Raw genomic sequence first — 13,300 nt, 5'->3', positions numbered from 1 at the left:
TGTCAAAATTCTTCTATATTGATTGTTTTTTCTGATTTGTCTTCAAGATCTTTTATGGTAAAGGTACCTTTTTCAATCTCATTAGAGCCTATGATACAGAAGTATTTAGCATTAACTTTATCAGCCATTTTCATATGGTTTTTAAAGTTTTTAGCTTTGTATTCTATAGTTACTTTGTCTGTTTTTCTTTTTTTGTGAGCTAAAGAAACTACAAGATCAACACCTTCATCATCCATAGCACCTATATAATAACCTTCAGGTTTAGATTCCGGCATCTCTATAAGTTCTAACAGTCTCTCAATCCCCATAGCAAAACCAACTGCAGGTGTCGGCTTTCCATCCAAAAACTCTACTAGTCTGTCGTATCTTCCACCACCGGCAATTGCACTCTGGCTTCCTATATTGTCACTTACAAATTCAAAAGCAGTTTTAGAATAGTAATCAAGTCCACGAACTAGGTTAGTATCGATCTCATAGCTTATACCGTTTGTATCTAAAATCTCTTTTAGTTTTGTAAAGTCGCTGTCACACGATTCACAAAGGTTATGAACTAACTTTGGAGCACCTTCATAAAGAGTCTGACAAGAACCGTTTTTACAATCAAGCACACGGATAGGATTTGTATCTAGGCGTCTTACACAATCCTCACAGATACCGTCTTCACACTCTTTTACAAATCTTACAAGATTATCGCGATATGTAGGCATACACTCTTTACATCCAAGAGAATTTAATTGTAGTCTGTAACCGATACCTAGTTTTTTTAGGATATCTGAAACCATCATGATCATATTTGCATCTTCATAAACGCTCTCTTGTCCAAAACTCTCAACACCGAACTGGTGGAATTGTCTTAGACGACCTTTTTGAGGACGCTCGTATCTAAACATAGGACCGTGGTAAAAATAACGGTGATTACCACCCGCACGATCTAGTTTCTTTTCTATAAACGCACGAACAACACCTGCAGTACCTTCAGGACGAAGACATACATCATTTTCACCTTTATCAATAAACTGATACATCTCTTTTCCGACAATATCACTAGATTCACCGACACTTCTTTTAAATAGAGCAGTCTCTTCTAACAGAGGAGTCTCTACAAAGTGAAAACCGTAGTTTTGAGCTATAGTCGTAGCTGTTTTTATAAAGTACGTATAACGTTCATAATCCTCACTTAGAATATCGTTCATCCCTCTTAGTGATTTAATCATTTATATCCTTCATATTATTTAATATTTCTTTAGTTATTTCATCAATTTTTTTAGTAGCATCAATCTCTACAAGTTCCAGGTTTAGGAGCTTTGCAGCTTCTATGATGGCATCTTGTATATTTAAAAGGTACTCACTACCGCGTAATTCAATTCCATCGAGTTCTTTTTGAGATAATCTATACTCTAATTCCTCTTTAGTAAGACGAAGTAAGAACACCTTCTCTGGGTAAGTATTGTTTGTGGCAAAGTTGTTTAGACTTACTAGATCCTCTTTTGAAATCTCACCTTGAATAAGAGCATACGCTACACCGCTTACTGCACTGCGATCAGATATGATCATCTTATCAAGATTTGGTTCTATTACCTCTTTTAGATGTTCGGCACGATCAGCTAAAAAAAGTAAAAATTCTGCTTTTTTGCTTTGTGCGCGAGCACTTAAAACGATCTCTCTAATCTCTTTACCGATCTCTGTAGCACCAGGTTCTTTTGTAATTACAGCATCAGGGTAGTTCTTTTTTAACTCACTTATCTGAGTGCTTTTACCGGCAGTGTCAATTCCCTCTATTGCAATGTACATGAATCCATACTTCCTATTATCTCCTGAACCTCTTTTGGCAGTAGGTGAGATGTTTTACCTTCAAACGATAGAAGTCCTCTTACTATAGATGAGCTGATAAATGCGTGTTTTAGTTTTGGCATCAAATAAACAGTTTCTATCTGATCATCTAAAGAGTTGTTTAAATAGCCTAGTTGTAGTTCGTATTCAAAGTCACTAACGGCACGTAAACCACGGATCAGTATCCCTGCATCATGTTCTTTTGATAACTCAACAGTAAGATTGTCAAAACCTACAACTTTAACGTTTTTTAGATCTTTTACGGCAGCTTCAGTCATCTTTATACGTTCATCTAGCGTAAACATAGGTTTTTTATCTGTCGATAGTGCTACGGCTACAATAACTTCATCAAACAAGTTAAGTGCACGCTCGATAATATCAAAATGCCCGTTTGTGATAGGATCAAAAGTCCCCGGATATAATGCTATTTTTCTATTTCTCATATTTTATAAATCCTCTTGCCATCTTTTGTACAGGTTGTTTTCTATTCCTAAGAGATCAAACCATTTTCCAATTATAAAATTTTCCATATCATCTAAGGTTTGCTGCTCTGAATAGTAAGCTATAACAGGCGGTGCTATAACTACACCCAAAGTGGCTAGTTTTTGCATGTTTTCCAGTGCTATGGCTGAAAAAGGCATTTCACGTGGAGCTAAGATAAGTTTTTTTTGCTCTTTAATCATAACGCTTGCACATCTTGTAACTAGGTTGTCACTTATGCCGCATGCTATTTTTGCCAAAGTGTTCATACTGCACGGTGCAATTATCATAGCATCTACACCGAATGAACCAGAAGATATACTTGCCGATATATCTTCATTGTCATGTAAAATAGCACCAAGTTCTTTTTCTTGTACAGTTAATGAGTTTTTCGTAAAGATAAAATGTTTTTCTATAGTATCTGGCAGTAGTTTAAGCGTTTTTAACCCTAAGTTTACACCGCTTGCTCCACTTGTTGCCACGACTATTTTGCGTTTACTCATTTTATCTCAACCCTTTGTTTTGCAACAACTCTAGCTTTTAATCTCTTTCCGTCGCTTTTTTGAACCGTTATTATATCATTTAACTTACCACTTTGTAATGCTTTTGCTGCAAAAGATATACTCATTCCAGAGTTATTAACAAATACGGTGACTTGAGTATCTCTTTTTACCAAATTTAGTTTTTTTACATCTCTTCTAGTGATGTGTGTATCAGCCTTTAGTCTGTATTTTGCTTGAAACTTTGATTGTTGCAGTTTTTGTAGTGGCATTGCACGAAATTTTTCTAATTTTACAAGCTGAGTTTTACAATTAAACATTGATAGCTCTTCATCTCTTGAGATGTTTTTTTTAGCTTTTAAAACGTTTAGATCTGCATCTATAGTGTAGTTGAAAAAATATTTTTTGTTTTGATTGTCCTCTATGCTAAGGACTCCCTCATTTGAGAGGTGGTTTCTATCTCTAATATCTACAGTGTAAGTGTCTGGAAGATACGGCATGTAAGATCTTGGGTTTACACTTACTTTTTTGATGTTTATATGTTGGTATTTTGTTTTATAGTGATTAATTAGGAAAGTTTCTATTTTTGACGTGTCAATAGGGCTGTTTAACTCAAAGTAGATATAGTTTGATTCAATACTAAAGTTTTTAAAACCGTTGTCTATAAATAGTTTTTTCAGTTGTGAACGTTTTATTCTAAGTGAGTATTTATGGTTTGGAATCTCGTAAAGTTTGATGTTTTTTTGATTTTTGAAAAAAAGCGAAGAGTTTATGTCATGAGAATCTATATAGTAAGTTTGCTTTATGTATTCGAGTGCATAAATGTTAAGCGATAAAAGTAAAAATAAAACTGTTTTTAAAACCATAAAGCAACTTTTCTAATATTTTTTTAGAATTTTAACATAAAGAGGGAACTTGGTTTTAGTTCCCAGATATCATACTTGAGATGATCCCCTTATCTTTTTTGATCTCTGCAACTACAACACCAATTATATGAAGAGGTATGAAGCCTAAAAATATAAATGATAAAATTTCATGAAACTCTTTTATAGAGTGCAGGGTATCTTTAGAAAATTCAAAAAGATCCTTTTGATTTAAAACAACACCTGCTATAGCGATCATTATAAGCATTGCATAAACAACTTTGTAGCCTATATATACAAGTTTTTTGTGTAGATCAGTGTCTGTAGGGTACTCAAAACCTTTTTTCAATACCATAGCAATTCTAACAAGTAGAAGAAAAACAAGAACATACCCTAAGATTATATGCCATTCCCACATTGGTGCACGTATAGCTTTTGCAATGGTTGCTGCTTGATCTGCTGCGATCTCTATACCAAATTCGTTTAGCTTGTCGATGATCACCTGTGAGTTTGTACGCCAGCTCAAAAAGGTTTTTCTTAATATAACCGTCGCTGCCATTCCAAACAGTGTAAAAGCAAATAACCAGTGCCATACTCTTAATACTAATGAATACTCTCTCATTGACAAATCCTTAATCGATATAATTTTGTCTTATTTTACAGTATATAAAGTTAATTTCTCTTTTTGTTTTTTATAATTTTGTATATAATTGCTGTACAAGAGATATTGATTTCATAATTTTAAAGGAAAAAAGATGGATGATATGATTTACCCTGCGTCACTAGTTATAGTAGCGGCTTTGGCGTTTATATTTTATAGAAATAAAAGTATGATAATGATGTTGGTGGTTTTAGCTGTTGGGGCTTATATAGTTTTTTCTCACGAAACAGGTTACTCTAGTGCTAATCTAAAGAGTCAGATAGCAGAGAGCATAGATGAGTCTGTAAAAGATTATGACAAGTCTCACAATATGGGTTTATCTAAAGACGAAGAATAGTCTAAATAAAAATTGATTGTTTTGAAGTATAAGTAGTAATATGGATTGGATTTGAGTAAATTAAACTAGTTATATAAAATTGTTAATACCGTTTATTGTTTTATGTATACTAGTTTTGATTAATTAGTTTGATCCATTTTTCTTTTTTATCATTTATTTCTTGTCTTAAATTCTCAGAAAGAAAAGATGTATTATCTTTTCTTAATTTGTATTCTTGAGTGAATTTATTTATATAGTTTACTTTAAACAAACTATACATTTTTTCAACGCTTGAGTTCTTATCACAATAACTTTTCTTGTTTTCTTTATGCCACATATTAGTTAAATCATCTATTAATTCATTTACTAAACCATAATCATAAAGGTTGGCATTTACATCAATATGTTTTTCATTTTCTTTTGTCTTTTCAATAAGTTCTTCTGTAATGGCAAACTTATTTCTAGCATTTCTTTCAATACCATATCCTTCTTTAATCATGCTTGTGTTTTTTTTATGTTCTTGAATAAAATAAACAATACATTCCCTAGCTATTCTGATTTGAACATCAGATTTAAATATATCAGCAGGACTTTGAGCATAAACAAATTTTTTAGAAGATTTTTCAAGTTCACTTTTATAAAAATCTATTCTCAAGTCGTTATATACTCGCTCTCCATAATATGTATGAAAAGTTTTATCATATTTTTGTTCTTTATCTAGGTAAAGTAATGTGAAATTTATAAGTAGCATTAAAATAGGAAAGGATATATACAGAAATAAAATAAATAATACTATGTATAATATACTTTCTCCAAGTGAGTTACGATGTTGTTTTATGTCTTCTTTATTCTTAAAAAAATAGTCATTTGAATTTTTCATTTTTTTATCCTATCAGAATTAAAAATAATATCATTAAACAATAAAACTCATATTAAAGTTATCATCAAATATTCTATGTTTTGGAACATTGTGGTTATTGATAGTTTTCTGTATTTCCGTATTGTTCAAAGAAGAAAAAATAGAAATACCAACAAATTCTTAGGATTTTTGTAATTTTAAATGTAAAAGTATTATATGATAGGAATGTTTAGTGGTACCAGCGGGGGGATTTGAACCCCCACACCCGAAGGCAACGGATTTTGAATCCGTCGTGTCTACCGTTCCACCACGCTGGCTTGGAGACGAAATAATATTAGTTTATAGCTTAATTACTAATTATTTTACAAATTTTTGCCGATATGGAACTAGAATTGCTATATTTTTTTAAATAATAAATATATAAGTGAACAATAACAGCAACACGGAGGTGCGTTATGCGTATTTCATCAAGTATGTATTATAAAAGTTTGTATTCTAAGAATAATTCAAATCTTCAGAATAAACTTTTTGATGTAAACAAACAAATTGCAAGTGGTCTTAGCATTCAGTATGCACATAATGATGTAAGAAAATTTGCAGAAACAATGAGACTTGATAATGAGATCGAAGGTCTTGGACAGATCATCCAAAGTACTGAGAGTGGCTTTAAAATGGCTAACCAGACTGACCAAGTTTTAAATGAATTCACAACTACTATGGATCGTATGCGTGTCCTTATGATAAACGCTGCTAACGGTATACATAGTGACGGTTCACTGGATGCAATTGCAGATGAATTAAGAGTTGTTGAGGAACACTTTAAAAATCTAGCAAATACATCTATTAACGGTCAGTATCTGTTTTCAGGATCAGCAGTTGACGTTAGACCAATTTCACCCGATGGAACATATATGGGTAACGGTGGCTCTATGGCTTCTTTTACGGGTTCTAAAACAGAGCAACAGTACAACATATCAGGTGAAGAGTTATTCTTAGGTGAGAAAGCTTTAGTAAGAAGACGTGTAACAACTAATGTAATAAATGAAAACTTAGTTCAAAGCTTCCCTCCAGGTAACACTGAAGTAACTGAAGGTACTCACATAACTCCAGACAATTCTATTAGACAGCTAATGGGTGATACTGATGGAGCAAATGCTAACCTTAAACACCACTTTTATATTCGCGGTGTAAAAAGTGACGGTACAGCTTTTAATAAAGAGATACTTATGTCAGATACAGATACGGTTCAAGACCTAATGGATCAAATCGGTAATGCATACGGAAATACAAATGCTCTTACAGTAGTTGATATTAGTATGAATCTTAATGGTCAGATTGTTATAGAAGACAAAAGACAGGGTTCAAGTAAACTAGAGTTTCACATGGTTGGTGCAACAGACTTCGATGAAGCAGGACCTGACTTTGCAGATATTAACGATGCTGCTGCTTATGGTGCAAATGTTGGTCAAATAGACAACCTTGATGGTGGAGAAACTATTTTTAATAACTTTGTTATCGGTGCGACACCTCCTGGACTGTTTGTAAAAGAGTTTGTTAAGTCTGATTACAACACTGTATCTGGACTAAATGTGAGTGCATTAGCATATGACAGAACTTATTTTGAAAAAGATGCTGCAAATATAAAAGGTACAATTCCTCAAATTATTCGTGATGGAAATGGTTTTGCTACAGAATCAACTAAACTATCTGAAGTTGCAGATCTAACTCAAGGTACAGCAGGTACATTAGATGGTACACAGCTTTCAATGGTTGGAGTAGACGTAAACGGTGCAGCACTAAATGTTCAAATTGATCTAAATACTGCAGGTTCTACATTTTCATTAGATGGTGGTATAACAAACTACGATATTTTTGATATGGACCCTGCAGGTAGAAAAGCAGTTCCTGCAGATGAAATGACATATCAGCAACTACTTGATGTTATAAACATGGTTACATCAGGGCAGATTCCTGCTACAACTAATGTAGATACTGATTATGATACAGCAATAGAATCATCAAATCTTGTAAGTAGTATACATATGGATTATGATGGAAAAATTTCGTACCAACAGCTTAACGTTTCAAATACTTTAACTGAGATTTCACTTTTTGACAGTAACAGTGGAGATTTCTCTGTAGGTGCTGACTCATCAGTTATGTCTTTTAATTCAAATAACGCAGTAGAGGTAAGAGATCCAAAAACTGACTTTTTTAAAGTACTAGACACGATGATAACGGCTGTCGAAGATCATAAGCTATACGCAGATGCATCTATAGGTACTACAAGAAGTGTTGGTATTGAAGACGCCATAGCAATGATAGACGACTTACAAGATCATGTATTACGTTCACACGCTAAGGTTGGTTCTCAAGTTAATGCTTTAACTAGTTCACTAGAGCGTACTGAAATACTTGAAATAAGTGCTATGACACTACGTTCTAAAACAATTGATACGGATTTGGCAGAAGCATCGTTAATGCTAACTCAGCTATCAATAAACTATGAGTCAATGCTCTCAACAGTAGGAAAAGTTTCTAAGCTAAATCTAGTTAACTATCTATAAAAGTGGAACATTTTTGGCTATACTTCCTTTAATTATTTAATATATTTAAAGGTCGTTTATTTGAAAGAAACTCTTTTTATACTTGTTTTTGGAATACTTATATACCTAGGTTTTGCCACTATTTTAGGAGATGTTTCCCTAATGGGGAAATACGGAACTTTTTTTGCCGCATTAAATCATAAATATTTCGGTTACTTATCTTATGTTTATCTGTTCGTTTTTTTAATCCCTCTATATAAATTTTACAAAGATACAACACTTGATCTTAGAAAACTAGAAATAGTTATCTCTTCTTTTTTAATGTTTTTCTCTTTTTTACTTTTCCAGGCTATTGTGATTGATGGAGAGTTTAGAGGTGTATTTGCAGGTGATTTTGTAGACTTTTTAAGACCTTACATAGGGTTGTTTGGTTTATGGGTATTTTGGGCGATTATCCTTCTTGTTTCAACAATAATCATTATAGATAAAGGTATGCATGAGATAGTAGATGTATTTACTGATTTTATCAAGTCTAAAAAACAAGAAAAAAAGATAGAAAAACAAGTTAATGAAGTGAAAGAAGATCTTGAAGATTCATATATTGAAGACAGGTATGATGAACTATATGATGAGTTGGTAGAGGACGATGAAGCACCTTGGGATATAGAGACTCCAACTTATATGAGACAAGACGAAAATGATGAAGACAGTAGCTCAAAAATCAGACTTATTAAGAAAAATGAGCCAGAAACTGTAAAAAAAGATGAGATAAAAGTAGAAGAGAGCTTTGAAAAACCACATAATATTGTAGAACTTGCTTCAAAAGTCAAAGAACAGAAGCATTCTCTAATTGTAGATGAATTAGAAGAAAATACAAAGCTGTTAGAGACGATAGAAAAAGGTACAAGTGAAAAACCTACTAATTTTAAACTTCCAAAAATAGACTTTTTACAAAAGCCTCAAACAAAATCTAAGAGTATTGACGAGAGTGAACTTGATGAAAAGATCCAATACCTAATAGAAAAACTAGCACACTTTAAAATTGAGGGTGATGTAGTTCGTACATATGCAGGACCTGTTGTTTCAACTTTTGAGTTTAAACCTGCAGCAAACGTAAAAGTAAGTAAGATATTAAATTTACAAGATGACTTGGCAATGGCGTTATCAGCTGAGACTATTCGTATTCAAGCTCCAATCCCTGGTAAAGACGTAGTTGGTATTGAGATACCAAATGATACTGTCGAGACAATTTACTTACGTGAAATTTTAGATGATAAGTTGTTTAAAGAGTCAAAATCATCTCTTACGATCGCACTTGGAAAAGATATCGTAGGGAAACCTTTTGTGACTGATCTTAAAAAGCTTCCACACTTGCTTATAGCTGGTACTACTGGTAGTGGTAAAAGTGTAGGTATAAATGCTATGATCCTTTCACTTTTATATAAGAACTCACCTGATCAGCTAAGACTTTTAATGATCGATCCTAAAATGCTTGAATTTTCAACATATAACGATATTCCGCATCTTCTTACACCGGTTATAACTAAGCCAAAACAGGCAATAGTTGCTCTTAACAATATGGTTAACGAGATGGAGAGACGTTATGAGCTTATGGCTGATACTCGTACTAAAAACATAGAGAACTACAATGAAAAGATGAAAAAGACAGGCGGAGAGCCTTTTCCTTTTATTGTTGTGGTTATTGATGAGCTTGCTGATCTTATGATGACAAGCGGTAAAGATGTTGAAATCTCTATTGCACGTTTAGCGCAAAAATCACGTGCCTGTGGTATACACTTGATCGTAGCTACTCAAAGACCGAGTGTTGATGTTGTAACTGGGCTTATCAAAGCCAATCTACCTTCTCGTATATCATATAGAGTAGGGCAGAAGGTTGATTCTAAGATCATTTTAGATCAGATGGGTGCAGAATCACTTTTAGGTCGTGGTGATATGCTTTTCACTCCTCCTGGTGCACCTGCGCTTGTACGTTTACATGCACCTTGGGCTACAGAAGATGAGATCGAAGAGATCGTAGAGTTTATAAAAGCTCAAAGAGAGCCTAACTACGACAAAAGCTTTTTAATAGAGGAAGAAGAGGGTGCATCTGGCTCTGCTAGTGATAGTTATGAAGAGTTAGATGAGTTGTTTGAAGAAGCGAAGCGCGTAGTTCTTACTGATAGAAAGACATCTATATCTTATCTTCAAAGAAAGCTGCAGGTTGGTTATAACCGCTCAGCTAGAATTATAGAACAGCTTGAAGGAGAGGGTATTCTTTCAGCTCCAAATACAAAAGGTATGAGAGAGATCCTTTAATGCCTAAAGCTCAGCTTGTTTTTACCAGATATAAAAACTCATATAAAGTTGATATACCAAATCTTGAAGAGCTAAGCGTGGAGCAGATAAAAGAGCTGCAACATTTCGTATCTTTTAGAAATGGTATGTTTGATTTTAATAATTACAGTTTTACTATCCAAAAAACTCTTGAATATGATGACTTTTTTAAATTGATAAACGAATTAAAAATAGAAGCTACATGCGAAGAAAACAGAAAACAATTTAAAGAAGTAGCTAGGGTTGGTTTTGGACAGTATAAAGGTATGCCTGTGTCTGATCTGCCTGATTCTTATCTTTTATGGCTAAAAAATAATTATCACGGCGAGCAGAAAGATATCTTTTTAGCAGAGATATCCAGACGCAAACTCTAAGGCGCTTTAAAAAACTTGCTAAACTCTGCAGGAAAAGGGAAAACTATTGTATTAGTTTTATCACTTGATATATCACTCATTGTCTGAAGATATCTAAGCTGTATACCCAAGTCGTTTTTAGATAGTATCTCTGAAGCCTCAAGAAGATTTTTACTAGCTTCTAGCTCACCTTTTGAATTGATCACTTTTGCACGACGTTGACGCTCAGCTTCAGCTTGTTTTGCAATAGCGCGTATCATGCTCTCATCAAGGTCTATATGTTTGATCTCAACATTAGATATCTTAATCCCCCATGCATCTGTTTGTTTATCTAAGATCTCTTGTATATCTGCATTTAGCTTTTCACGCTCTGCCAACATCTCATCTAGCTCATGTCCACCTAAAACAGAACGCAAAGTTGTTTGGGCAAGCTGGCTTGTCGCTGAATAAAAATCTTCCACTTGAATAATGGCCTTCTCGGCGTCAATTACACGAAAATATACTACGGCATTTACATGAACGGAAACATTATCATGTGAGATAACATCTTGTGTAGGTACATCCAAAACTATAGTACGTAGATCAACTCTAACCATTTGTTGAACATAAGGGATCAAAATTATTAATCCGGGACCTTTTATGCCTGTAAAACGCCCAAGTGTAAAAACGACGCCTCTTTCATACTCTCTTAGTATACGAATAGACATCGCTAATAATATGATAATAAAAACAGTTATATACATCCCTGTTGCAGGTACATCAAAATACATCTTTTACTCCTTAATTGGTTTAACTTCAAGTATAAGGTCTGAGATATTTAAAATCTCAACCATTTGCCCAACACTTAATTTACTTTGGCTTTTTGCACTCCATGTTTCACCGTGACAATGAACGTAGTATTTATCTCCTTTGACATCTGTCACTTCTGCCATACTGCCAATCATCTCCTCTATACCGCTTACAATTTTTGCAGACCTTGAACCTATAAATAGTTTCATAACAAATATAAAAAAAGCTAAGCTGACCAATGTGAAAGATATTACTAGGGGTATAGATACACTGCTTCCAAGTGTTTGAGCATCAAACAACAGAACCGAACCAAAAGCAAAAGATATAACACCGCCAATACCCAGCACTCCAAATCCTGCAACAAGCACTTCTGCAATCATAAAGCTTATGCCAAGCAGTATTAAAAGAAGACCTGCGTAGTTAAAAGGAAGTATATTTAGTGAATATAGTGCTATTACTGCAGATATAGCACCAACAACGCCTGGAACTATCGCTCCAGGATTCATTAACTCAAAAAATATACCGTATATGGCAATTAAAAGAAACATATACGCCATATTCGGATCACTTACTATTGATAGAAAACGCGTTTTAAAATCTGCTTCAAAAGTTATAATGGTCGCATTGTCTGTTTTTAGTGTTATATTTTTATCTGATACTTTAACGCTCATGCCATTAAGTTTATGAATTAAATCATCCGTATCCTCAGCTATTAGGTCTATAACATTGTTTTTTAGTGCATCTTTAGCGGAGAGACTCTTGGACTCTTTTACAGCTTCTAGTGCCCAAGAAACATTACGATCGTTTATTTGAGCTAGACTTTTTATATATGCCATAGAGTCATTAATAGCTTTTTTCTCCAGTGTAGATGTTTTAGACGCATTTGAATCAGCTTGCTCAGAAGAGGGCATCATATTAACAGGCGTAGCTGCACCAAGGTTTGTTCCTGGAGACATTGCTGCAACATGTGAAGCATAAAGTATATAAGTACCAGCACTTGCAGCACGTGATCCTTTTGGATATACATAAGTTACGACAGGGATATTAGAACTAAGAATCTCTTGTATTATCTCTCTCATAGATGTAGATAATCCACCTGGTGTATTTAGCTCTAAAAGTATTATATTTGCATTTTGTTTTTTTGCAGAAGCCATTACCTCTTTTACGTAGTTGCTGCTAGCAGGGCCTATTGCTCCGTCAATACTAAATTTCATTATTACAGGGGTATTACTAAAGAGAGGTATGGTTATTAGAAGTAAAAATAAGAGTAAACGTAACATATTCGTCCACCTATGTATATAAATATTAAAAAACTTAATAAAAGACAATCATACTAAGATAGATAGTTAAAGTCAAGTTGAAGGTTTTACAAGAATGTAATTATGTATAATTCGTTATTAATATTTTTTAGGAAGTTAGATGAAAAATGAAGAGATTATAAAAACAATTAAAGATACTTACAGCAGAGATATAAGAAAGCAACTGGTTAAATCAGTGATAAAGAATGAAAAAGATAACGACAAAGAAGCCATAGAGTCTTCGTATAAAGTTGTTGATCAGATTTTTTCATACGTTATAAGTGAACTTGGGTGGACATTTTCTTCAGATAGTAACTCTTGGAACGATACACCGCTTCAAATTATGCTAGAAGTGTTTCCAAATATAGACAAAACTAAATGGTTTGAAGAGAAATTATTACAGGTAAAAAGCTCCATAAGCTTAAAAGGCGGCAAATAGTGTTACCTAAGTAAACATTATTGAAAAATTAT

Annotated in this window: 14 protein-coding genes and 1 tRNA gene; 5 read left to right on the top strand and 10 right to left on the bottom strand. The window is 33.6% G+C overall.

The window, feature by feature from the left end; translation table 11 throughout:
• Positions 1 to 2 precede the first annotated feature (2 nt).
• Genes hisS through ABZA65_RS04530 form a run of 6 tightly spaced genes read right to left on the bottom strand, consistent with a single transcriptional unit; the run spans position 3 to position 4,295 of the window.
• A complete protein-coding gene (hisS, locus tag ABZA65_RS04555; protein ID WP_373071066.1) occupies positions 3 to 1,214 on the bottom strand; it encodes a histidine--tRNA ligase in 1,212 nt (403 codons plus the stop codon).
• Positions 1,207 to 1,791: a dTMP kinase gene (tmk, locus tag ABZA65_RS04550; RefSeq protein WP_373071064.1), complete on the bottom strand. Its 585-nt coding sequence runs from the start codon at positions 1,789 to 1,791 to the stop codon at positions 1,207 to 1,209. Before tmk ends, hisS begins: the two co-directional genes overlap by 8 nt.
• The gene (coaD, locus tag ABZA65_RS04545) at positions 1,776 to 2,273 is read right to left on the bottom strand and encodes a pantetheine-phosphate adenylyltransferase (protein WP_373071062.1); all 498 of its coding nucleotides are present in this window, start codon (positions 2,271 to 2,273) and stop codon (positions 1,776 to 1,778) included. The genes tmk and coaD overlap by 16 nt, the downstream gene beginning before the upstream one ends.
• Positions 2,274 to 2,276: 3 nt before the next feature.
• Entirely contained in the window at positions 2,277 to 2,813 is a 537-nt protein-coding gene (locus ABZA65_RS04540; protein WP_373071060.1) for a UbiX family flavin prenyltransferase, read from the bottom strand.
• Complete coding sequence (gene flgA, locus ABZA65_RS04535; RefSeq protein WP_373071058.1) at positions 2,810 to 3,676, bottom strand: flagellar basal body P-ring formation chaperone FlgA; 867 nt, start codon at positions 3,674 to 3,676, stop codon at positions 2,810 to 2,812. The genes ABZA65_RS04540 and flgA overlap by 4 nt, the downstream gene beginning before the upstream one ends.
• A gap of 55 nt (positions 3,677 to 3,731) precedes the next feature.
• Positions 3,732 to 4,295 (bottom strand): cytochrome b/b6 domain-containing protein, encoded by a 564-nt coding sequence (locus tag ABZA65_RS04530; protein WP_373071056.1) that lies wholly within the window; start codon positions 4,293 to 4,295, stop codon positions 3,732 to 3,734.
• 133 nt (positions 4,296 to 4,428) lie between these two features.
• On the opposite strand from ABZA65_RS04530, the gene ABZA65_RS04525 reads away from it, so the two are divergent.
• Positions 4,429 to 4,671, top strand: coding sequence for a hypothetical protein (locus tag ABZA65_RS04525; RefSeq protein WP_373071054.1), 243 nt, complete (start codon positions 4,429 to 4,431; stop codon positions 4,669 to 4,671).
• A 109-nt stretch (positions 4,672 to 4,780) separates the two neighbouring features.
• Here the strand turns inward: ABZA65_RS04525 and ABZA65_RS04520 are convergent, their stop codons facing one another.
• Together ABZA65_RS04520 and ABZA65_RS04515 are read right to left on the bottom strand one after the other, a co-directional pair.
• The gene (locus tag ABZA65_RS04520) at positions 4,781 to 5,530 is read right to left on the bottom strand and encodes a hypothetical protein (RefSeq protein ID WP_373071052.1); all 750 of its coding nucleotides are present in this window, start codon (positions 5,528 to 5,530) and stop codon (positions 4,781 to 4,783) included.
• Between the two features lie 212 nt (positions 5,531 to 5,742).
• Positions 5,743 to 5,826: transfer RNA gene (locus ABZA65_RS04515), tRNA-Leu, on the bottom strand.
• Between the two features lie 138 nt (positions 5,827 to 5,964).
• Here ABZA65_RS04515 and ABZA65_RS04510 point away from each other — a divergent pair.
• Genes ABZA65_RS04510 through ABZA65_RS04500 form a run of 3 tightly spaced genes read left to right on the top strand, consistent with a single transcriptional unit; the run spans position 5,965 to position 10,763 of the window.
• A complete protein-coding gene (locus tag ABZA65_RS04510; protein ID WP_373071050.1) occupies positions 5,965 to 8,076 on the top strand; it encodes a flagellar biosynthesis protein FlgL in 2,112 nt (703 codons plus the stop codon).
• 60 nt (positions 8,077 to 8,136) lie between these two features.
• Positions 8,137 to 10,371 (top strand): DNA translocase FtsK, encoded by a 2,235-nt coding sequence (locus ABZA65_RS04505; protein ID WP_373071048.1) that lies wholly within the window; start codon positions 8,137 to 8,139, stop codon positions 10,369 to 10,371.
• Positions 10,371 to 10,763: a putative quorum-sensing-regulated virulence factor gene (locus ABZA65_RS04500; RefSeq protein ID WP_373071046.1), complete on the top strand. Its 393-nt coding sequence runs from the start codon at positions 10,371 to 10,373 to the stop codon at positions 10,761 to 10,763. The genes ABZA65_RS04505 and ABZA65_RS04500 overlap by 1 nt, the downstream gene beginning before the upstream one ends.
• On the opposite strand, the gene ABZA65_RS04495 is transcribed toward ABZA65_RS04500, so the two are convergent.
• Both ABZA65_RS04495 and ABZA65_RS04490 read right to left on the bottom strand, forming a co-directional pair.
• Complete coding sequence (locus ABZA65_RS04495; protein ID WP_373071044.1) at positions 10,760 to 11,512, bottom strand: slipin family protein; 753 nt, start codon at positions 11,510 to 11,512, stop codon at positions 10,760 to 10,762. The two genes, ABZA65_RS04500 and ABZA65_RS04495, sit on opposite strands and share 4 nt — an antisense overlap.
• Before the next feature lie 3 nt (positions 11,513 to 11,515).
• Positions 11,516 to 12,745, bottom strand: coding sequence for a nodulation protein NfeD (locus tag ABZA65_RS04490; protein ID WP_373071042.1), 1,230 nt, complete (start codon positions 12,743 to 12,745; stop codon positions 11,516 to 11,518).
• A gap of 205 nt (positions 12,746 to 12,950) precedes the next feature.
• Here ABZA65_RS04490 and ABZA65_RS04485 point away from each other — a divergent pair, with 205 nt between their 5' ends.
• Positions 12,951 to 13,268: a hypothetical protein gene (locus tag ABZA65_RS04485; RefSeq protein WP_373071040.1), complete on the top strand. Its 318-nt coding sequence runs from the start codon at positions 12,951 to 12,953 to the stop codon at positions 13,266 to 13,268.
• The last annotated feature ends 32 nt before the right edge of the window (positions 13,269 to 13,300 follow it).

It is taken from the genome of Sulfurimonas sp., from assembly GCF_041583195.1.
Lineage (GTDB): Bacteria > Campylobacterota > Campylobacteria > Campylobacterales > Sulfurimonadaceae > Sulfurimonas.
The sequence above is the reverse complement of the archived record's forward strand: the minus strand, read 5'-3'. Positions and strand labels throughout refer to the sequence as shown.

Excerpts from the sequence above, each read along its gene's own strand:
- tmk (WP_373071064.1), bottom strand. The coding sequence starts at position 1,791 with ATGTACATTGCAATAGAGGGAATTGACACTGCCGGTAAAAGCACTCAG.
- ABZA65_RS04485 (WP_373071040.1), top strand. The coding sequence starts at position 12,951 with ATGAAAAATGAAGAGATTATAAAAACAATTAAAGATACTTACAGCAGA.
- ABZA65_RS04540 (WP_373071060.1), bottom strand. The coding sequence starts at position 2,813 with ATGAGTAAACGCAAAATAGTCGTGGCAACAAGTGGAGCAAGCGGTGTA.
- ABZA65_RS04520 (WP_373071052.1), bottom strand. The coding sequence starts at position 5,530 with ATGAAAAATTCAAATGACTATTTTTTTAAGAATAAAGAAGACATAAAA.
- ABZA65_RS04490 (WP_373071042.1), bottom strand. The coding sequence starts at position 12,745 with ATGAAATTTAGTATTGACGGAGCAATAGGCCCTGCTAGCAGCAACTAC.
- coaD (WP_373071062.1), bottom strand. The coding sequence starts at position 2,273 with ATGAGAAATAGAAAAATAGCATTATATCCGGGGACTTTTGATCCTATC.
- ABZA65_RS04525 (WP_373071054.1), top strand. The coding sequence starts at position 4,429 with ATGGATGATATGATTTACCCTGCGTCACTAGTTATAGTAGCGGCTTTG.
- ABZA65_RS04530 (WP_373071056.1), bottom strand. The coding sequence starts at position 4,295 with ATGAGAGAGTATTCATTAGTATTAAGAGTATGGCACTGGTTATTTGCT.
- ABZA65_RS04500 (WP_373071046.1), top strand. The coding sequence starts at position 10,371 with ATGCCTAAAGCTCAGCTTGTTTTTACCAGATATAAAAACTCATATAAA.
- flgA (WP_373071058.1), bottom strand. The coding sequence starts at position 3,676 with ATGGTTTTAAAAACAGTTTTATTTTTACTTTTATCGCTTAACATTTAT.
- ABZA65_RS04495 (WP_373071044.1), bottom strand. The coding sequence starts at position 11,512 with ATGTATTTTGATGTACCTGCAACAGGGATGTATATAACTGTTTTTATT.
- ABZA65_RS04510 (WP_373071050.1), top strand. The coding sequence starts at position 5,965 with ATGCGTATTTCATCAAGTATGTATTATAAAAGTTTGTATTCTAAGAAT.
- hisS (WP_373071066.1), bottom strand. The coding sequence starts at position 1,214 with ATGATTAAATCACTAAGAGGGATGAACGATATTCTAAGTGAGGATTAT.